The organism is Solwaraspora sp. WMMA2065 (genome assembly GCF_030345075.1).
Lineage (GTDB): Bacteria > Actinomycetota > Actinomycetes > Mycobacteriales > Micromonosporaceae > Micromonospora_E.
Window position 1 is genome coordinate 6500241 of the sequence record NZ_CP128361.1, and the last position, 18622, is coordinate 6518862.

Annotated in this window: 17 protein-coding genes, 1 tRNA gene and 1 pseudogene; 7 read left to right on the forward strand and 12 right to left on the reverse strand. The window is 73.8% G+C overall.

Features of this window, described 5'->3' with window-relative positions; all coding sequences use genetic code 11:
* Positions 1-196: 196 nt before the first annotated feature.
* Genes hutH through O7610_RS29655 form a run of 6 tightly spaced genes read right to left on the reverse strand, consistent with a single transcriptional unit; the run spans position 197 to position 8241 of the window.
* Positions 197-1738, reverse strand: coding sequence for a histidine ammonia-lyase (gene hutH, locus O7610_RS29630; protein WP_289212331.1), 1542 nt, complete (start codon positions 1736-1738; stop codon positions 197-199).
* On the reverse strand, positions 1726-2913 hold the full coding sequence (gene hutI / locus O7610_RS29635) for an imidazolonepropionase (RefSeq protein WP_289212332.1): 1188 nt from the start codon (positions 2911-2913) through the stop codon (positions 1726-1728). Before hutI ends, hutH begins: the two co-directional genes overlap by 13 nt.
* Positions 2910-4286: a formimidoylglutamate deiminase gene (locus tag O7610_RS29640; protein WP_289212333.1), complete on the reverse strand. Its 1377-nt coding sequence runs from the start codon at positions 4284-4286 to the stop codon at positions 2910-2912. Before O7610_RS29640 ends, hutI begins: the two co-directional genes overlap by 4 nt.
* A 32-nt stretch (positions 4287-4318) precedes the next feature.
* A complete protein-coding gene (locus tag O7610_RS29645) occupies positions 4319-5587 on the reverse strand; it encodes an allantoate amidohydrolase (protein WP_289212334.1) in 1269 nt (422 codons plus the stop codon).
* The gene (gene hutU / locus O7610_RS29650) at positions 5584-7296 is read right to left on the reverse strand and encodes a urocanate hydratase (RefSeq protein ID WP_281553610.1); all 1713 of its coding nucleotides are present in this window, start codon (positions 7294-7296) and stop codon (positions 5584-5586) included. The genes O7610_RS29645 and hutU overlap by 4 nt, the downstream gene beginning before the upstream one ends.
* 21 nt (positions 7297-7317) lie before the next feature.
* Positions 7318-8241, reverse strand: a complete 924-nt coding sequence (locus tag O7610_RS29655; RefSeq protein WP_289212335.1) for a MurR/RpiR family transcriptional regulator — start codon at positions 8239-8241, stop codon at positions 7318-7320.
* A gap of 98 nt (positions 8242-8339) precedes the next feature.
* Here O7610_RS29655 and O7610_RS29660 point away from each other — a divergent pair, with 98 nt between their 5' ends.
* Positions 8340-9239, forward strand: coding sequence for an MOSC domain-containing protein (locus O7610_RS29660; RefSeq protein ID WP_281553612.1), 900 nt, complete (start codon positions 8340-8342; stop codon positions 9237-9239).
* A gap of 54 nt (positions 9240-9293) precedes the next feature.
* Positions 9294-10295, forward strand: a complete 1002-nt coding sequence (locus O7610_RS29665) for an expansin EXLX1 family cellulose-binding protein (RefSeq protein WP_289212336.1) — start codon at positions 9294-9296, stop codon at positions 10293-10295.
* 11 nt (positions 10296-10306) lie between these two features.
* On the opposite strand, the gene O7610_RS29670 is transcribed toward O7610_RS29665, so the two are convergent.
* From O7610_RS29670 to bcp, 3 genes are all read right to left on the reverse strand, one after another.
* Entirely contained in the window at positions 10307-10873 is a 567-nt protein-coding gene (locus O7610_RS29670) for a GNAT family N-acetyltransferase (protein WP_289212337.1), read from the reverse strand.
* Positions 10874-10916: 43 nt separating this feature from the next.
* A tRNA-Leu gene (locus tag O7610_RS29675) sits at positions 10917-10990 on the reverse strand.
* A gap of 80 nt (positions 10991-11070) precedes the next feature.
* Positions 11071-11562: a thioredoxin-dependent thiol peroxidase gene (gene bcp, locus O7610_RS29680; protein WP_281553615.1), complete on the reverse strand. Its 492-nt coding sequence runs from the start codon at positions 11560-11562 to the stop codon at positions 11071-11073.
* A 135-nt stretch (positions 11563-11697) separates the two neighbouring features.
* On the opposite strand from bcp, the gene O7610_RS29685 reads away from it, so the two are divergent.
* The 4 genes and pseudogenes from O7610_RS29685 to O7610_RS29700 form a co-directional block, all read left to right on the forward strand.
* Positions 11698-12444 carry an energy-coupling factor ABC transporter permease gene (locus O7610_RS29685; RefSeq protein WP_281553616.1) on the forward strand — a complete coding sequence of 249 codons (747 nt, stop codon included), beginning with the start codon at positions 11698-11700 and terminating at the stop codon, positions 12442-12444.
* Positions 12441-12821, forward strand: a complete 381-nt coding sequence (locus O7610_RS29690) for a PDGLE domain-containing protein (protein ID WP_281553617.1) — start codon at positions 12441-12443, stop codon at positions 12819-12821. Before O7610_RS29685 ends, O7610_RS29690 begins: the two co-directional genes overlap by 4 nt.
* Positions 12822-12827: 6 nt before the next feature.
* On the forward strand, positions 12828-13598 hold the full coding sequence (cbiQ, locus tag O7610_RS29695; protein WP_281553618.1) for a cobalt ECF transporter T component CbiQ: 771 nt from the start codon (positions 12828-12830) through the stop codon (positions 13596-13598).
* Between the two features lie 50 nt (positions 13599-13648).
* A pseudogene (locus O7610_RS29700) lies at positions 13649-14398 on the forward strand (energy-coupling factor ABC transporter ATP-binding protein); the annotation flags it as partial.
* On the opposite strand, the gene O7610_RS30805 reads toward O7610_RS29700, so the two are convergent.
* Genes O7610_RS30805 through O7610_RS29710 form a run of 3 tightly spaced genes read right to left on the reverse strand, consistent with a single transcriptional unit; the run spans position 14378 to position 16774 of the window.
* Positions 14378-15565: a hypothetical protein gene (locus O7610_RS30805; protein WP_353850306.1), complete on the reverse strand. Its 1188-nt coding sequence runs from the start codon at positions 15563-15565 to the stop codon at positions 14378-14380. The pseudogene O7610_RS29700 and the gene O7610_RS30805 overlap by 21 nt on opposite strands.
* Position 15566: 1 nt before the next feature.
* Positions 15567-16277, reverse strand: a complete 711-nt coding sequence (locus O7610_RS29705) for a DsbA family protein (protein ID WP_281553619.1) — start codon at positions 16275-16277, stop codon at positions 15567-15569.
* A gap of 32 nt (positions 16278-16309) precedes the next feature.
* A complete protein-coding gene (locus O7610_RS29710) occupies positions 16310-16774 on the reverse strand; it encodes a DoxX family protein (RefSeq protein ID WP_281553620.1) in 465 nt (154 codons plus the stop codon).
* A 171-nt stretch (positions 16775-16945) separates the two neighbouring features.
* On the opposite strand from O7610_RS29710, the gene O7610_RS29715 reads away from it, so the two are divergent.
* Entirely contained in the window at positions 16946-18610 is a 1665-nt protein-coding gene (locus tag O7610_RS29715; RefSeq protein ID WP_475051331.1) for a copper resistance CopC/CopD family protein, read from the forward strand.
* Positions 18611-18622: the final 12 nt, after the last annotated feature.

Genomic DNA, 18622 nt, shown 5'->3' on the forward strand with positions numbered 1-18622 from the left:
CCATCGGCCCACCGCTGCCACCGGCGGATAACCTCGTTGACCTCCAAACCGTCGCCTCGGCTATGTCCGCCAGGTCCGACCCGGCCAACAGAGCCGCGAATCATGGAAGGGCTGCCAGCTTATCCACCGCCCAGCACCCACGGTGTCGGCCTAGCAGATAGCGGACCGGCACGGCGTGACGGCGACACGCATCGGGTCAGCGCAGCGGGCCGATCCGGGCCTCGATCTCCGCCCGCAGTTCGGTGCCGGCCACCACCGCGCGCGTCGCCTCCAAAGCCGGGGCCAGGAAGATGTCCGGCCCCGGCTGACCGGCCAATGCGCCGACCAGCTTCACCGCCGCCTGGCCGGCCGGCGACGGCCGTAACGGGGCGCGCAGCTGCAGACCGCGTACCGCCGCCAGCAGCTCCACCGCCAGCAGGCTGGTCAGGTTGTCCAGCACGGTACGCAGCTTGCGGGTCGCCGCCCAGCCCATCGACACGTGATCCTCCTGCATTCCGGAGGTGGGCACCGAGTCCACCGAGGCCGGTGCGGCCAGCCGGCGGTTCTCCGCGACGATGCCGGCGGCGGTGTACTGGGCGATCATCAGCCCGGAGTTGACCCCGGCGTCCGGGGACAGGAACGCCGGCAGGCCACGGGACCGGTTGACGTCCAGCAGCCGGTCCACCCGGCGTTCGCTGATCGACCCGACCTCGGCGGCCGCGATGGCCAGGAAGTCGGCGGCGAAGCCGAGTGGCGCGCCGTGGAAGTTGCCGGTCGACTCGACCCGCCCGTCCGGCAGCACCACCGGGTTGTCCACCACCGACCGCAGCTCCCGGCCGGCGACCGTGCCGGCGAACGTCAGCGTGTCCCGGGCCGCGCCGGCGACCTGCGGCGCGCACCGCATCGAGTAGGCGTCCTGCACCGCGTGCATCAGGTCGTCGCGGTGCGAGTCCATCACCGCCGAGCCTTGCAACAGCCGGTGGATGTTGCCGGCCGACACGCCCTGACCGGGATGCGGCCGGATGGTGTGCAGGTCGGCCTGGAACGGCCGGTCCGAGCCGAGCATCGCCTCGATCGCCAACGCGGCCGTCACATCCGCCATGGTGAACAGGTGCCCGGCGTCCTCGACCGCCAGCAGCAGCATGCCGAGCATGCCGTCGGTGCCGTTGATCAGCGCCAGACCCTCCTTGGCGGCCAGCTCCACCGGGGCCAGCCCGGCCCGACGCAACGCCACCGCGCCGTCGACCCGGTCTCCGGTGTCCGGATCCCGCACCCAGCCCTCACCCATCAGCACCAGGGCGCAGTGCGCCAACGGTGCCAGGTCCCCGGAGGCACCGAGCGACCCGTGCTCCGGCACCCACGGGGTGATCCGATGGTTGAGCAGGTCCAGCAGCGCCTGCGCCAGCAGCGGCCGTACCCCGGAACGGCCCAGCGCCAGCGACCGTACCCGCAGCACCAGCATGGCCCGGACCACCTCGTCGGGCATCGGCGCGCCGATCCCGGCCGCGTGCGAGCGGATCAGCGCGTGCTGCAGCTCCGAACGCCGGTCCGGCGCGACGAAACTACTGGCCAGCGCGCCGAACCCGGTGGAGACGCCGTACACCGGGCGGCCGTCGCGTTCGATCGACTCGACGATGTCCCGGCTGCGGGTCATCGCCGCGACCGCGCCGGGGCTCAGCTCGACCCGCGCCCCGTCCCGGGCCACCGCCCGCACCTGGGCTGCGGTCATCCCGTCAGGTCCGATCATCACAGTAGACATGCTGGTGCTCCGTTATGCAGGACATGATGGACCAGTGGCACCCCCGGCCGGTAGGCCAGGTGCAGATGCGACGGTGCGTCGAGCAGCAGCAGGTCGGCGCGGGCACCCGGGCGCAGCACGCCGACGTCGGCGCGACGCAGTGCCCGGGCGCCACCAGCGGTTGCCGCCCAGACCGCCTCCGCCGGGGTCATTCCCATCTCGCGTACCGCCAGCGCGATACAGAACGGCATCGACGTGGTGTACGACGAGCCCGGGTTGCAGTCGGTGGCCAACGCCACCGTCGCACCGGCGTCGAGCAGCCGGCGGGCATCCGGGTACGCCGCCCGGGTGGAGAACTCCGCGCCCGGCAGCAGCGTCGCCACCGTCGCCGATCCGGCCAGCGCCGCCACGTCCGCGTCGGACAGATGAGTGCAGTGGTCGGCGCTGGCCGCCCCCAGCTCCACCGCCACCGCAACCCCAGAGCCGCGCCCCAACTGGTTGGCGTGCACCCGCAGCCCCAGGCCGGCGGCGGCCCCGGCGGCGAGTACCGCGCGGGCCTGGTCGCCGTCGAACGCGCCGCGTTCGCAGAACACGTCCACCCAGCGGGCGTACGGGGCCGCGGCGGTTAGCATGTCACCGGTGACCAGGTCGACGTAGTCGTCCGGGCGGTCGGCGTACTCGGCCGGCACCACATGGGCGCCGAGGAACGTCGTCTCGTCGGTGACCTCCGCCGCCACCCGCAACGACCGGGCCTCGTCGGAGACGCTGAGCCCGTACCCGCTCTTGATCTCGATCGTGGTGCTGCCCTGCCGCAGCGCTTCGCGGCGCAGCCGCCCGACGGTGCCGCGCAGCTCGTCGTCGCTGGCGGCGCGGGTCGCCGCCACCGTGGTCCGGATGCCGCCGCCGTCGTAGCGGACCCCGGCCATCCGGGCGGCGAACTCGCTCGCCCGGTCCCCGGCGAAGACCAGATGCGCGTGGCTGTCCACGAAACCGGGCAGCCCGGCCCGGCCGCCCGCGTCGAGCCGGCAGTCGGCCGCCGGGGCGTCGGCGCTGCGCCCCACCCAGGCGATCCGGTCGCCGTCGACCAGCACCGCCGCGTCGGTGAGCAGCCCCAGCGGGCCGCCGTCGTGGGTCGGATCGTTGGTGACCAGCTCGCCGATGCCGGTCACCAGCAGGGTGCCCGCCGCCGTCGTCATCCGGTCGTCACCGCCCGGATCGCGGCGGCCAGCTCGGCCGGTACGTCGAGGTGCAGATGCCGGCCGTCGGCGACCACCGGCCGGCCGTCGACCACCACGTCGGTGACGTCGGCGGCGGTCGCCGCGAACACCAGGCCGGCCGGGTCGACCCCGGCGGTCCGTACGCTGTCGCACCGGACGGTGACCAGGTCGGCGCGGGCACCTACCGCGATCCGGCCGGCATCGGCCCAGCCCAGCGCGGCGTGCCCCGCCTTGGACGCCATGGTCAGCAGCTCACCGGGGGAGAAGTGTCCCCGCCGTCCGGTGCGCAGCCGCTCATGCGTCTCCACCGCCCGCGCCTCCTCGAACAGGTCGATCACCGCGTGGCTGTCACTGCCCAGGCTCAGCGTGACCCCGGCGGCCGACAGCGGCCCGGCCGGGCCGATCCCGTCGGCCAGGTCCCGTTCGGTCGTCGGGCAGAGACAGACCCCGGCCCCGGCGTCGCCGAGCAGCGCCACGTCGGCGTCGGTCAGATGGGTGGCGTGCACGGCGGTCGTCCTCGGGCCGAGCACCCCGGCGTCGGCCAGCAGCGCGGTCGGGGTGCGGCCGTGCCGGGCCAGACAGGCCTCGTTCTCGGCCGGCTGCTCCGACAGGTGTACGTGCAGCGGGACGCCCCGCTGCGCCGCTGCCCCGGCGACGACCGGCAGCCCGGCGGCCGGTACCGCCCGTACCGAATGGACCGCCGCCCCGGCCCGGACATGGTCGCCCGCCGGTGTCCACGCCTGCGCCCGCCGCGCCCAGGCTGCCGCGTCGGCGTCGCCGAACCGGCGCTGCACCCCGGTCAGCGGTGCCCCGTCCACCCCGGCGGTCAGGTAGCAGGTGTCCAGCAGGGTGAGCCGCACCCCGGCGTCGGCGGCCGCCTGCGCGAGCGCGTCGGCCATCACGTTCGGCTCGGCGTACCGCCGGCCCTGCGGATCGTGGTGCAGGTAGTGGAACTCGCCGACGCAGGTCACCCCGGCGAGCGCCGCCTCGGCGTACACCGCGCGGGCCAGCGCCAGGTAGCTGTCCGGGTCGAGCCGCCCGGCGACCGCGTACATCCGGTCCCGCCAGGACCAGAAGCTGCCCCGGTCGTCGTGGGTCCGCCCGCGCAGCGCCCGGTGGAAGGCGTGCGAGTGGGCGTCGGCCAGGCCGGGCAGGGTCACCCCGGCGAGCCTCGGTACGCCCGGCGGTGCCGCCACCCCGGCGGTGACCGCGGTGAACCGGCCCGCCTCGGCCTCGATCAGCACCCCGGCCGCCGGTGCCGGCCCGCCCAGCCAGGCGTGCTCGGCGTACCACCTTGTTCGGGCCGCACTGGCCGCCGGCACCCGCGTCCGGGCCGCCCGATTCGCCGGCACCCGCGTCCGGGCGGCCCGATCCGCCGGCCGCCTCATTTGCCAGCCAGGTCGGCCAGCGCGGCGGCGAGGGCCCGCACCCCGGTGGCGCAGTCGTGGTCGGTGGCGTGCTCGGTCGGGGCGTGCGACACCCCGGTCGGATTCCGTACGAAGATCATCGCCGTCGGCACGTGTCCGGCCAGGACGCCGGCGTCGTGCCCGGCGGCGGTCGGCAGCACCGGCACCGCGCCGGTCAGCTGCGCACCCACCGCCGTGGCGATCCGGTCGGTCAGGTCCGGGTCGAAGGCGACCGGCGGGCTGTCCGACTCGCGGACCACCGCCACCGACGTACCGTCCGCCTGCGCCCGGGCCGCCGCCTCGGCCCCGACCGCCTCGACCAGTGTGGTCAGGGCGGTGTCGTCGGCGGCCCGCGCGTCCAGCCAGGCGTGCACCTGGGCTGGGATCGCGTTGGTGGCGTTGGGTCGCACCGCGACCCGGCCGATGGTGGCGTGCGCGCCCAGCCGGCGGGCCTGCGCGTCGGCGGCGAGTACGGTGTGCGCGCAGGTCAGCATCGGGTCCCGGCGGTCGACCATCCGGGTGGTGCCGGCGTGGTCGCCGGCACCGGTGAACTCCAGTCGCCACCGGCCGTGCGGCCAGATCATGCTGGCCACCCCGACCGGGGCACCGAGGTCGACCAACGCCCGGCCCTGCTCGACGTGCAACTCGACGAAGACCCCGACCCGGGCCAACCGGTCCGGGTCCGGCCCGGCCGCCGCCGGGTCGGCACCGGCCGCCTGCATCGCCTCGGCCACCGTCACCCCGTCGGAGTCGGTCAGCGCCAGCGCGTACTGCGCCGACACGCCGCCGGTGAGCAGCCGCGATCCGAGGCAGGCCAGGCCGAACCGGCCGCCCTCCTCCTCGACGAACGCGGCGACGGTCACCGGCCGGGCCGGGGTGAAGCCACGCTCCCGCAGTTCGTCGACGGCGAGCAGCGCCGACACGATGCCCAGCGGTCCGTCGTAGCCGCCGCCGTGCGGCACCGAGTCGAAGTGGCTGCCGGTGACCACCGCCGGGCTGGTCGGGTCGACCCCGGACGGTATCCAGTCGGCCCACAGATTGCCGTTGCCGTCGGGGCGCACCGCCAGCCCGCGTCGGCGGGCTTCGGCGGTGAACCACTCCCGGCAGGTCAGCTCCGCCGCCGACCAGGCGTAGCGCAGGTATCCGCCGGTACCCGGATCACGGCCGATGCCGGCCAGCTGCGCCCACATCGCCCGGAACCGTTCGACCAGCGGGTCAGCGGTGCTCACCGGGGCCGGGCCGGTCATCGGCGGCCCATCGGCACCGGCAGGTCATGCGCGGCGGCGACCTGACCGGCCAGCTGGTAGCCGGCGTCGACGTGGCGCAGCACCCCGGTCGCCGGGTCGTTGCGCAGCACCCGCTCGATCTTCTGCCCGGCCAGCGCCGACCCGTCGGCGACGCAGACCTGACCGGCGTGGATCGACCGGCCGATGCCGACCCCGCCGCCGTGGTGGATGCTCACCCAGGACGCGCCGCTGGCCGTGTTGACCAGGGCGTTGAGCAGCGGCCAGTCGGCGATCGCGTCGGAGCCGTCGGCCATCGCCTCGGTCTCCCGGTACGGCGACGCCACCGAACCGCAGTCCAGATGGTCCCGGCCGATCACCACCGGGGCGGCCAGCTCACCGCGGGCCACCATCTCGTTGAACCGCACCCCGGCGAGTTCCCGTTCGCCGTACCCGAGCCAGCAGATCCGGGCCGGCAGCCCCTGGAAGGCGACCCGTTCGCCGGCCAGCCGGATCCAGCGGGCCAGCGCCTCGTTGTCGCCGAACAGGTCGAGGATCGCCCGGTCGGTGGCGGCGATGTCGGCCGGATCGCCGGACAGCGCCGCCCACCGGAACGGACCCTTGCCGGCGCAGAACAGCGGCCGGATGTACGCCGGCACGAAACCGGGGAAGTCGAACGCCCGATCGTAGCCGCCGAGCCGGGCCTCGTCGCGGATCGAGTTGCCGTAGTCGAACACCTCGGCACCGGCGTCGGCAAAGCCGACCATCGCGGCGACGTGCCGGGCCATCGACTCCCGGGCCCGCTGCGTGTACTCCTGCGGTGCCCGGCCGGCGTACGCCGCCGCGTCGGCCAGCTCGACCCCTTCCGGCAGGTAGCTCAGCGGGTCGTGCGCGCTGGTCTGGTCGGTGACGATGTCGATCTCGACGCCGTCGGCGAGCAGCTGCGGCAAGACGGTCGCCGCGTTGCCGACCACGCCGACCGACAGCGCCCGCCGGTCCCGCCGGGCGGCCTGGGCCAAGGTGACCGCCTCGGCCAGCGAGGCGGCGACGGTGTCCAGGTAGCCGGTGGCGACCCGGCGGGCCAGTCGCTGCGGGTCGACGTCGACGATCAGGCACACCCCACCGTTCATGGTGACCGCGAGCGGCTGCGCGCCGCCCATCCCGCCGCAGCCGGCGGTCAGCGTCAGCGTGCCGGCCAGCGACGCGGCACCGACCCGGTCGATCCAGGCCGGCGGCGCGGTGGGGTCGACCGGCGTGGTCGTGGTGCCCGCCGCCAGTTTGGCGGCGACCGCCGCGAACGTCTCGTAGGTGCCCTGCAGGATGCCCTGGGTGCCGATGTAGATCCACGAGCCGGCGGTCATCTGCCCGTACATGGTCAGGCCGAGTTGCTCCAGCCGGCGGAACTCCGGCCAGGTCGCCCAGTCGCCGACCAGGTTCGAGTTGGCCAGCAGCACCCGGGGCGCCCACTCGTGGGTGCGCAGGACGCCGACCGGCCGGCCCGACTGGACCAGCATCGTCTCGTCGTCGGCCAGCTCGTTAAGCGTCGCCACCAGTGCGTGGTAGGACGGCCAGTCCCGGGCCGCCCGGCCGGTGCCGCCGTACACCACCAGGTCGTCGGGGCGTTCGGCGACGTCCGGGTCGAGGTTGTTCATCAGCATCCGCAGCGCGGCCTCCTGCGGCCACCCCTTGGCGGTACGGTTGGCGCCGCGCGCCGCCCGGATCAGCTCAGCCATGTCGCGGTCCCTTCCGGGTGGTCAGCCGATGAAGACATTGCGCTGGGCGGCGGAGCGCTCGAACTGCTCCAGCCGCCGCTGCGCCTCGCCCGGTGCCGCGTCGCAGATCGCCTGCAGCAGGACCATCGCCAACGCCATCGGCGCGGCGTGCAGATCGAACACCAGCTGGTCGCCGACCGGGGCGGGCAGCACCAGGTCGGCGTGTTCGGCGGCCGGGCTCAACAGGGAGTCGGTGATCAGCACCACGGCCAGGCCGACGGCGCGCGCTTCGACCAGCGCGTCGACGGCTTCCCGAGGGTAGCGGGGCAGCACGATGGCCAGCAGCGCGGTCGCGCCGGCTTCCCGGGTCTGTTCCAGGCGCTCCGGCAGCAGGCTGCCGCCGCTGTCCAGCACCCGTACGTCCGGGCGGACCTTGGCGGCGAAGAACCCGAAGTAGGTGGCCAGTGGGGCGGCGGCCCGCAGCCCCAGTACCGGCAGCGGGGTGCTGCCGGCCAGCAGGGTGCCGGCGGCGGTGAGCCGGTCCCGATCGCCGAGCTGGTCGGCGAGCATGCTCAGATGCCGGGCCTCGGCGCGGACCGCGCGCTGCATCTCGTTGTCGGCGGCGTAGGCCCGCCGCCCGCCGCGCCGGGACTCGCCGCGCGGTACGGGCAGGCCGGCAGCGCCGCCGGGCTGGCCGGTGCCTGGTGGGTTGACGGCGAACTCGCGTAGTCGGCGGCGCAGCGCCGGGTAGCCGTCGTAGCCGAGCGCCATCGCGAACCGGGTGACCGACGGCTGACTGACCCGGGCCAGCTCGGCGACCTCGGCGGCGGACAGGAACGCGGCGGATCCGGCGTGCTGCACCAGGCTGTGCGCGATCCGACGTTGGGTGGGGGTGAGGCGGACCCCGGTGAACAGGTCGAGCACCCGTTCGGCCGAAGCGGCCGGGACGACCTCGCTGTCATTCACCCTGACACTGTATGCAATATTTCATTCAGCCGGCAACGGTGGCCGCGCCGGCACCGGCGGCGGCTGTGGTAGAACCAGCGCGTGGAACGCCTGTCGCCGTGTCGCAACCCGGTCCGCACCCGGCCGCCGTCGTGACCGGCGTCCGGGTCGCCGCCCTCCACACGTACCCGGTCAAGGGGTGTCGCCGGCTCGACCACGACGACGCCCGGGTCGAGCCCTGGGGCCTGGCCGGGGACCGACGCTGGATGATCATCGACCCGGACGGGGTCGGCATCACCCAGCGGGAGGCTCCGGCCCTGGTCCACATCCACCCCCGGCCCGTCGCCGGTGGACTCATCCTGCACACCGGCCGGCCGACGCCGGACGTTCCCCCGCCGGTCGCGCCCAGACTGGATGTCCGCGCGCCGGTCGCCGGCCCGCCGGTGCAGGTCCGTGTCTTCCGGGCCAAGACCCCGGTGCCGGCCCGGCTCGCTGCGGCCGCCGCACACGACTGGATCAGTACGCTCATCGGCAGGCCGGCCCGACTGGCCTGGCTGGCCGACCCGGCGGTACGGGCGGTCGACCCTGACCACGGCCGCTCCGGCGACGTGGTCAGCTTCGCCGACGGCTATCCGGTGCTGCTGACCAACGCGGCCTCCCTCGATGCGGTCAACGACTGGCTCGTCGAGTCGGGCGACCCGGCCGCGCCGTTGCCGATGCACCGGTTCCGCCCCAACGTGGTGATCAGTGGAGCGCCGGCCTGGGCCGAGGACGGCTGGCTGGGGCGTCGGATCCGGATCGGCGACGTCACCTTCCGGGTGGCCAAGACCTGCACCCGCTGCGTCGTCACCACCACCGACCAGGACACCGGCGAACGCGGCCAGCAGCCGCTGCGGATCCTCGCCCGACACCATCGTGGCCCGAAGGGTGTCCTGTTCGGGATGAACCTCATCCCGGACGGCACCGGGCGGATCACCGTCGGCGACAACGTGGTGGTTGCGGCCGGTCCCGACTCTTAGGTCTCACTTAGGACCGTTGCCCGGGTACGTCGCAGTACGGCAGCATCGCTGGACGTGACCGACGACGGACCCGCCTTCCATGCCCGCCGGCCTTTCCCGGCCGGCCGGACCCGCTGGCTGGCCGGCGGCGCGTCGGCGGCCGGGGCCGGCCTGCTCGGCCTGCTGCTGGCTGCCCAGGTCGGTGCCAGCCCGGCCTGCGCGGCACCACCCGCCGGCGGCGGCACCAACCAGGGCAAGGCCACTTTCTACGACGCGCAGGGGCAGGGTGGCAACTGTTCGTTCGACAGTGCGCCGGCCGACCGGATGTACGTCGCGCTCGGCCCGGACGAGTACGCCGACGCCGCCGCGTGCGGCGGGTACCTCGACGTCACCGGTCCCCGCGGCACCGTCCGCGTCGTCGTCATGGACCAGTGCCCGGAGTGCGCCGCCGGCCACCTCGACCTGTCCCGGGAGGCGTTCGCCCGGATCGCCGACCCGGTGCGGGGCATCGTCGACGTCAGCTACCGGGCGGTGGTCGACCCGCCGACCGGGCCGCTCGCAGTGCGGGTCAAGGAGGGCGCGTCGCACTGGTGGTTCGCGGTACGGGTCACTGACCACGGCAACCCGCTCGCGACGGTCGAGGCCCGAACCGGATCGGGGTGGCGCGGACTTGTCCGGCACGACTACAACTACTGGCTCGCCGACGACGGACTCGGCCCCGGCCCGTACTCCCTGCGGGTCACCGACGTGTACGGCAACCGGACGACCGTGCCGGGGGTCCAGCTGGCCCCGGGGCGGACCCAGCGGACCGACGTGCGGCTGTACGGCAGCGGATCGGGTTCCAGCTCCGGCTCCCGGTCGGCCGGGTCGTCCTCGGCCGCCGACGGCTCCGGTGACCGGCCGCCGCCGGCGCAGGCCACGGCGGCCGCCGAACCACCGTCGCCAGGTCCAACGCCCACCGGGTCGGCCTCGCCGGGTCCGTCGCCAACCGCCGGTGCAGCGGGTCTCGGCGCGGCCGCCAGCCCGTCGACGGTGCCGGCCGCGGCTGCTGCCGAGTCGCCGTCAGTCTGCGGCTGACCGACCCCCCGTCAGCCTGTCGCCGGCCTGCTGGCTGATGCGCCGCTCAGTTCCCGCCACATGATGATCTCGTCCCGGTCGTCGCCGTCGGCCACCCGCAGCGCGCCCGGCAGCCGGCCCACCTCCCGGTAGCCGCACCGCTGGTAGAACGCGGGCAGCCCGTGCCCGTCGCGGATGGTGACCTGCAGCGCGGAGAGCCCCATCGACCGGCCGACCCGCTCCGCCTCGGCCATCAGAGCCAGCCCGTAGCCGCGCCCTTGCCGGTCAGGCGTGACCACCACCCGCTTGAGTACCCGCCAGTGTTCCTTGAGGTCGAACCGGTTGCTGGTGACGAAGACGAACGCGGCCAGCCCGGCATCGTCGTGGCCGACGAGCAGCCGGTCGATGCCGGCGGCGACCCCGGCGAACGCCGCCTCGGCGGTCGGGCGTACGTCGGCGACGGTCACCGGGGCGACGAAGCCGACCGCGCCACCGGCGTTGGTCGCGTCCGCCCAGACCGCGATGATCCGCTCGCGCAGCTCGTCGTCGAGCGGCGGATCAAGGACGAAGCCCAGCCGTACGTGGAGTGGGTGCATCATTGCGGTGTGTCGACTCCGGGTGGCCTGGGTGACAGGCGTTGTGTAGGGCCGGCGGGACTTGAACCCACACTGGTGCGATCCTAAGTCGCATGCCTCTGCCAATTGGGCTACGGCCCCGAGCGCTCCTAGGTTACGTGCCGAGGACAGGTTAGCCGAATCCCGGTCGGCCGGAGCCGGAGCCGGCGGCGGCTGCCGCGTCAGTCGAGGCCGAGGTCGCGGCGGAGCTTGGCGACGTGGCCGGTGGCCTTGACGTTGTACAGCGCTCTGGTGATCCGCCCCTCGGCGTCGATCACGAAGGTCGACCGGATCACCCCGGTGACCGTCCTGCCGTACAACTGCTTCTCGCCGTAGGCGCCGTACGCGGTGAGCACGGCCTTGTCCGGGTCGGACAGCAGCGGGAAGGTGAGCCCGTCCCGCTCGCGGAACTTGGCGAGTTTCTCCGGTTTGTCGGGAGAGATACCGACCACCTCGTAGCCGGCGGCCTGCAGCCCGGCGAGCGAGTCGCGGAAATCACATGCCTGCTTGGTGCAGCCCGGGGTCATCGCCGACGGGTACGCGTACAGCACCACGTTGCGCCCGCGGAGCTCCTTGAGGGACAACTGGTCGCCGCTGTCGGTCCGTAAGGTGAATTCCGGGGCGGAATCGCCCGGCGCGAGGCGGACCGGCCCGTCGGTGGCAGCTGAGGTCATGGCGGGAGCCTACTCCCGCCGCTACCGGTCGGGTTGGGCCGCCAACCGTGATCAGTTGCATCCTCTATGCAAGAGCAGCGATGGCGAAATAGGCTGGCCGCGCCACCAACGGACTGCCCAGCCGGGAGGAACCACGTGGACCCCCTCGCACTCCACATCCAGAACGGGGTGCTCAACGGCCCCGTAGCGATCAGCTGCGCCGTCCTTGCCGCCGTGGCCTTCGGGTACTGCGTCGTCCGCGGCCGTCGGGACCTCGACGACCGGCTCGCCCCGATGGCCGGCCTGGTCGCCGCGTTCATCTTCGCCGTCCAGATGCTCAACTTCCCGGTGCTGCCCGGAGTCAGCGGGCACCTGCTCGGCGGCGCGCTGGCCGCGCTGCTGGTCGGCCCATGGGTCGGCGCACTCTGCGTCTCGATCGTGCTGATCGTGCAGGCACTGCTGTTCGCCGACGGCGGGGTCACCGCGATCGGCCCGAACGTCACCAACATGGCGCTGGTCGGCACCGCCGCCGCGTACGGACTGATCTTCGTCCTGCTACGGGTGCTGCCACGCACGCCGACCGGGCTGGCGGTCACCGCCTTCGTCGCGTCGGTGGTCAGCGTTGTCGCAGCCGCGTTGAGCTTCGTGCTGCAGTACGCCATCGGCGGCACCACCGCGCTGCAGGACTTCGGCCTCGGCCAGGTGCTGGCCCTGATGACCGGTACCCACGTCCTGATCGGCGTCGGTGAAGGGCTGATCGCCGCGGTCACCGTGCTGACCGTCGCCCGGACCCGGCCCGACCTGGTGTACGCCCTGCGCGGCCTGCGCCGCCCGACCAGCCCGACCCCTGACCCGACCGGCCCGACCACCAGCCATTCCGTTTCCGCCGGAGGTGCCGCATGAAGCGCAACACCGGTTTCATCCTGGCCGGCCTGTTCGTCTCGCTGCTGCTGGCCGGCGTGGTCAGCAATTTCGCCTCCGGCTCGCCCGACGGGCTGGACTCGGCGTCGACCCAGGGCTGCGAACTCGACGGCGAGGAGATCGTCGGCGGGGCCTGCATGGGCTCCGGCGCGCAGGACCACGAGCTGGCCGACAGCCCGTTCGCCGACTACGGCCTGACCGCCGTGGACAACGGTTTCATCGGTACGGCGGTCGCCGGCGTCGTCGGGGTGCTGCTCACCTTCGCGGTCGCCGGTGGGCTGTTCTGGCTGACCCGCAGCCGCCGGCCGGCCGGCGAGGCACTGGCCGCCCGGGCGCCGGCCGGCGGACCGAAGAGCTGACCAGCGGTGGGAGCCGGGCACGCGCAGTTGCTGCACCTGGAGCGGGACAGCCCGGTGCACCGGCTCCCGCCGGAGACGAAGATCGCCGCGATGCTGGCGTTCACCCTGGTGGTGGTGGCCACCCCGCGCGAGCGGCTGTGGGCCTTCGGCGGCTATCTGCTGCTGGTCGTGGCGGTCGCCGTCGTCGCCCGGGTGCCGGCGGGCTGGCTGGCCCGGCGGTCGCTGATCGAGGTCCCGTTCGTGGCCTTCGCGTTCGCGCTACCGCTGCTGGCCGGCGGTGAACGGATCCCGCTCGCCGGTCTGAGCCTGTCCGTCGAGGGCCTCTACGGCGGCTGGAACATCCTGGCCAAGGCCACCCTCGGGGTGCTCGCGTCACTGCTGCTGGCGGCCACCACCACCAGCCGCGAACTGCTGGTCGGGCTGGACCGGCTGCGCTGCCCGTCGATCGTCACCCAGATCGCCACGTTCATGCTGCGCTACGTCAACGTGCTGGTCGACGAGGCCCGACGGATGCGGATCGCCCGGATCTCCCGGGGCGACGACCCGCGCTTCCTCTGGCAGGTACGCGGGTTCGCCGCCGGCGTCGGCGCGTTGTTCCTGCGGGCGTTCGAGCGCGGCGAGCGGGTGTACCTGGCGATGATCTCCCGCGGGTACACCGGTCGGATGCCGGTGGCCTGGCAGGCCACCGGCGGTGCCACGGCCGGCCAGTGGATGCTGGCCGCGTCGGTACCGGTGACGGCCGCTACCATCGCCGCCGTGGCGGTGTTGTCGCGGTGAGCGATCCGGTCGACGCGGGCTCGACGCAGCCGGCCGGCGACGGCGGTCCGATGCCGTCTGTCGGCCCGGTGCCGCCGTCGCTGCGGGTGCGTGACCTGCGGTTCAGCTACCCGGACGGGCATCCGGCGCTGCACGGGGTGGATTTGACCGTGCCCGCCGGGGCCCGGGTGGCGTTGCTGGGGCCCAACGGTGCCGGCAAGACCACGCTGGTGCTGCACCTCAACGGCGTACTTCGGGGCGGGTCCGGTCAGGTCGAGGTCGGTGGGCTGCTGGTGGATCAGCGGCGGGCGACCCTGGCCGAGGTACGCCGCCGGGTCGGCATCGTCTTCCAGGATCCGGACGACCAGCTGTTCCTGCCGAGCGTCGCCGAGGACGTGGCGTTCGGCCCGGCGAACCTGGGGCTGCGCGGTGCCGAGCTGGCGGCGCGGGTCGACGAGGCGCTCGACGCCGTCGGGATGGCGCAGCACCGGGACCGGTCCCCACAGCACCTGTCCTTCGGCCAGCGGCGGCGGGTGGCGGTGGCGACGGTGCTGTCGATGCGTCCGGAGATCCTGGTGCTGGACGAGCCGTCGTCGAACCTCGACCCGGCGGCCCGTCGTGAGCTGGCCGAGGTCCTGCACCGGCTGCCGGTGACGATCCTGATGGTCACCCACGACCTGCCGTACGCGTTGGAGCTGTGCGACCGGTCGGTGATTCTGGACGGCGGCCGGGTGGTGGCGGACGGTCCGACCACAGACCTGCTCGCCGACGCGGAGCTGCTGGCCCGGCACCGGCTGGAGCTACCGTTCGGCTTCGACCCGCTGCTCGCCGCGCGCCAGCTCGCCTCCGTCCGGGCCGGTGCTGCCCGGTCCGTCCCCGGCGGCCCGCCCGACGCTTTCCGGGCCGGTGACGGGCTCCGCGCGCAGGCGTAGCACCGCGCCGAGCGCCACGGCGACCCCGCTGACCAGGACGGCGGCGACCACGATCCGCGGCCACCAGGCCGGTCCGGGCACCGGGGCGATCGCCCGGGTGAACACGGCGGCGTTGGCCGCCCCAACGAAGACCGCCAGGCAGGTGCCGGTCAGGGCGAGGGCCAGCTCGGCACCGGCTCGGCGGCGTGCCGCGTACCCGGCGGCGGCCAGCGCGGCCAGCCCGGTCAGCAGAGCCCAGACCGGGCCGTCGAGCAGTACACTGAGCAGGCCGGCCGGGCCACCGGTGCCGGATTCGACGGCGCGGGCCATCGCATAGCCGACGGCGGCCGCCGCGCCGACGGCGAGCCCGCCGGCGGAGACCAGCTGTGCGGTCCGCGGATCATGGCGGGCGGTAGCCACCAGAGCGACCATCATCAGTACGGCACCGAGCAGCGTGCCGCCCCACCAGTGCAGCAGGTCGGGCGGCGGGATCCAGTCCAGCGTGCCGCGCAGCTCGACCGGGGTGACGCCGTCGCGCAGCGGCACCACCCAGTCGCGTACCCGGTGCACCTGGTCGGGTGCGGCCCGCACCGCGTCCGGCGGCGCGGCGTCCAGCCAGTAGGTCCGTTGGTCGTGCCAGCGGACCACCGGCCGGTCGGCGATCCGTCGCCAGTCCGGCGGCGCGGCCGGGTCGGCGTCGGCCGGCACCGGGGTGTCGCCGGCCAGGGTCTCGCTCTGGTACGCGGTGGGGGAGCGCCGGTTCTGGTAGACCCCGTCCGGTCGGATCTCCAGGTACGGCTCCCCGGCGTAGCCGAGCACCTCGACCGGCCGGCCGCTGTGGTTGGTCAACTCGAGCCGGGCACCGGCCTCGACGACCCGCACGGTGAGCCCGTCGACTGCCGGCACGGTGCCGGTCACCGCCACCCGGTAGTCGGAGGCCGCAGGGGCGTCCGCGCCGTGCGCGGTGGCCGGCGTCGCGGCACCGGTGAGCAGCACCGCCGCCACGCCGACGAACACCGCAAGCCGGCCGGCCAGTCGGGTGGCCCGCACCTGCGCCAGCCGCCGGGTGAACCGCACGTCAGCCGGCCGCGTCGACGGCGGCGGTGATGGCCTGGGCGCTCGATGCGACGGTCTCGCCGTCGACCATCACGGTCGGGGTGCCGCTGACCCCGGCCCGGCCGGCCTGCTCGGTGACGTGGGCCGGCCAGCCGCCGTAGGTGTCGTCCCGGACGCACTGGCCGAAGCTGCCGGTGTCCAGCCCGACCTCACCGCCGACGGTGATCAGCTGCTCCTCGCTGAGCCCGGGGCCGCCCTCGGCCGGCTGCTGCTCGTAGAGCGCGGCGGCGTACTCCTCGAACTGGCCGCCGGCCGCCGCGCAGCCGGACGCCGCCGACGCCCGCGTCGAGTACGCGTCGTCGCTGAGCCGGTCGAGGATCGCGACGGGGTGGTACACCAGGGTGATCCTGCCATCCTCGACGAGCTGGTCCAGGGTCGGGCCGACCTGTTGTTCGAACTGCCGGCAGGCGGGGCAGAGGAAGTCGGCGTAGAGGTCGACGGTGACCGGGCCGTCGCCGATCGGGATGCCGGAGTCGTCGGCGACCGCACCGGGTGGCGCGGTGTACTCGCCGCCGCGCTGGGTCTGGTAGACGGCCCAGCCGATCATGCCGGCGAGAACCAGCGCCACCACGGCCGCCACCGACGTCCAGAGGGCACGCTGGCGCCGCCGCTCCCGGGCCAGCTGGTCGCGGACCACCCGGGCTGCCTTCTTCTGCTCCACTCGTCGGCTCATCGCCGTCACCCGCCGATCTACCTAGAAGATGACTATCTGTTGCTGTTCAGCCACGAATCCGTCGACAGTGCTGTGCGCGGCCACCACACCAGGAACCCGGCGAGCGTCAGGAACGCAAGGTCGCGGGCGATCTCCGGGCCGTAGGCAGGGGTCTGCCCGGCGGCCAGTTCACCGCCGACGCCGAAGCAGCCGCAGTCGATCCGCAGCCCACGCACCCACGCGGAAGTGATGCCGGCGATGAAGACGACCAGCAGGCCGGCCGAGACGACCGCGCAGAGCCGGGTGGCCAGCCCGATCAGCAGCAGCACGCCGAGCGCCAGTTCGACGAAGGGCAGCGCGGCGCCGATCACCATCGCCAGGTCGTACGGAAAGACCTGGTAGGCGTTGACCGCCCGGCCGGACCCGGCCAGGTCGGTGACCTTCGACCCGCCGGCGACCAACCAGACGGCAGCCAGCCCGAGGCGGACGGCGGCTCCGATCCAGGGTCGTACCCTCATGTCTGTTAGTCGCTGCGCACCCGATGCCGAGTTCCACGGAGGCGGGACATCAAACCGGAAGATCCGATGTCGTACGTCACATCGAGCATCGCGGAACTTCGGCCACCGACCAACCGACCAACCACCAATGAGGGGAGGCCGGGTCGCGTGGACCCAGGTGGACCGGCGAGCATATTGCCCATGACTGCCGCAACGAATAGATGGACGTCGCGCCTCGTGGTCGTCGCCGGCCTGCTGCTGGCGGCACTGCCCGTGGTCCTGCTACCCGCCGCAGCGCCGGCCAGCGCGCACGCCGTCCTGGTCAGCACCAGCCCGGTGACCGACTCGGTACTGCCGAACGCCCCGGCCGAAGTGGTGCTGACCTTCTCCGAATCGGTGCGGCAGGTCCCCGACCGGGTCCGGGTGATCGCCCCGGACGGGCAGCGCGTCGACCAGGGCGAGCCGGTCTTCGACGGCGCGGTGGTCACCGTCTCCGTCGAACAACAGACGTCGCGTGGCACCTACCTGGTCAGCTACCGGGTGATCTCCGCCGACGGACACCCGGTAAGCGGCGGCTTCACCTACTCGGTCGGCGCGCCGTCGGCGGTGCCGACCGACGACGGCGGCGCCGACACCGATCCGCTGGTCAGCGGGCTGCTGCAGGCGGCCAAGTTCGTCGGGTACGCCGGACTGCTGCTGATCGTCGGCCCGGTGCTGGTGCTGAGCATGCTCTGGCCGCGCCGGCTGACCCGCAGCGGGCCGGGCCGCCTGACCTGGGCCGGGCTGGGACTGGTCGCGGCGTCCACCCTGGCCACCATCTGGCTGCAGGCACCGTACGTCACCGGCGGCGGGATCGGCGACGCCGACGGCGCGGCGCTGCGTGACGTCCTCGGCAGCGGGATCGGCGCAGCGCTGCTGGTCCGGCTCGGGGTACTGGCCGCCACGGCGGTGCTGCTGCGGCCCTTCCTGGCCGGCTCGGAAGGCCGCAGCGACCAGATCCTGCTCGGCGTCCTGGCCGTCATCGGGGTGTTCACCTGGCCGTTGGCCGGTCACCCGAGTGCCTCACCGGTACCGGCCGTCTCAGTGGTGGTCGACGCCGTGCACCTCAGCTCGATGGCGGTCTGGCTCGGCGGTCTGGCGATGCTCGCGGTGTTCCTGCTCCGGCAGGCCGAGGAGCGGGAACTCGCCGCGATCCTGCCGATCTGGTCGCGTTGGGCGGCGCTGGCGGTCTGCGCACTGCTGCTCGCCGGTACGGTGCAGGCGCTGATCGAGGTGGGTACCTTCGAGGCGCTGTTCGGCACCACGTACGGCCGGTTGCTGCTGGCCAAGATCGGCCTGTTCGGGCTGGTCCTCGCGGTGGCGGCGTACTCGCGGCAGCTGGTGCGCAACCGCAGCGCCGCCGGACGTCCCGGCCGGATGCGGCAGGCGATCGTCGCCGAACTGGCCGTCACCGCCGTGGTGCTGGCGGTCACCGCGGTGCTGGTGCAGACCACCCCGGCCCGGACCGCCATCGGCGAGGACCTGCGGGCCGACAGCGGCTACTTCTCCACCACGCTGACCAGTGACATCTACTCGCTGCAGGTGGAGGTGGACCCGGCCCGGCGGGGCAACAACTCGGTCCACCTGTACGCCTACACCGAGGACAACCGGCCGCAGCCGGTGATCGAATGGCAGGCCACTGCGGCGTTGCCGGCCAGCGGGGTCGAACCGATCGAGATCCCGCTGCTGCCGCTGACCGACAACCACGCCACCGGTGAGATCAGCCTGCCGGCTGCGGGAGACTGGGAGCTGCGGATCACCGTCCGGATTTCCGACATCGATCAGGCGACCGTCGCCACCACGGTGGAGATCAACTAGAAAGGGCTACTT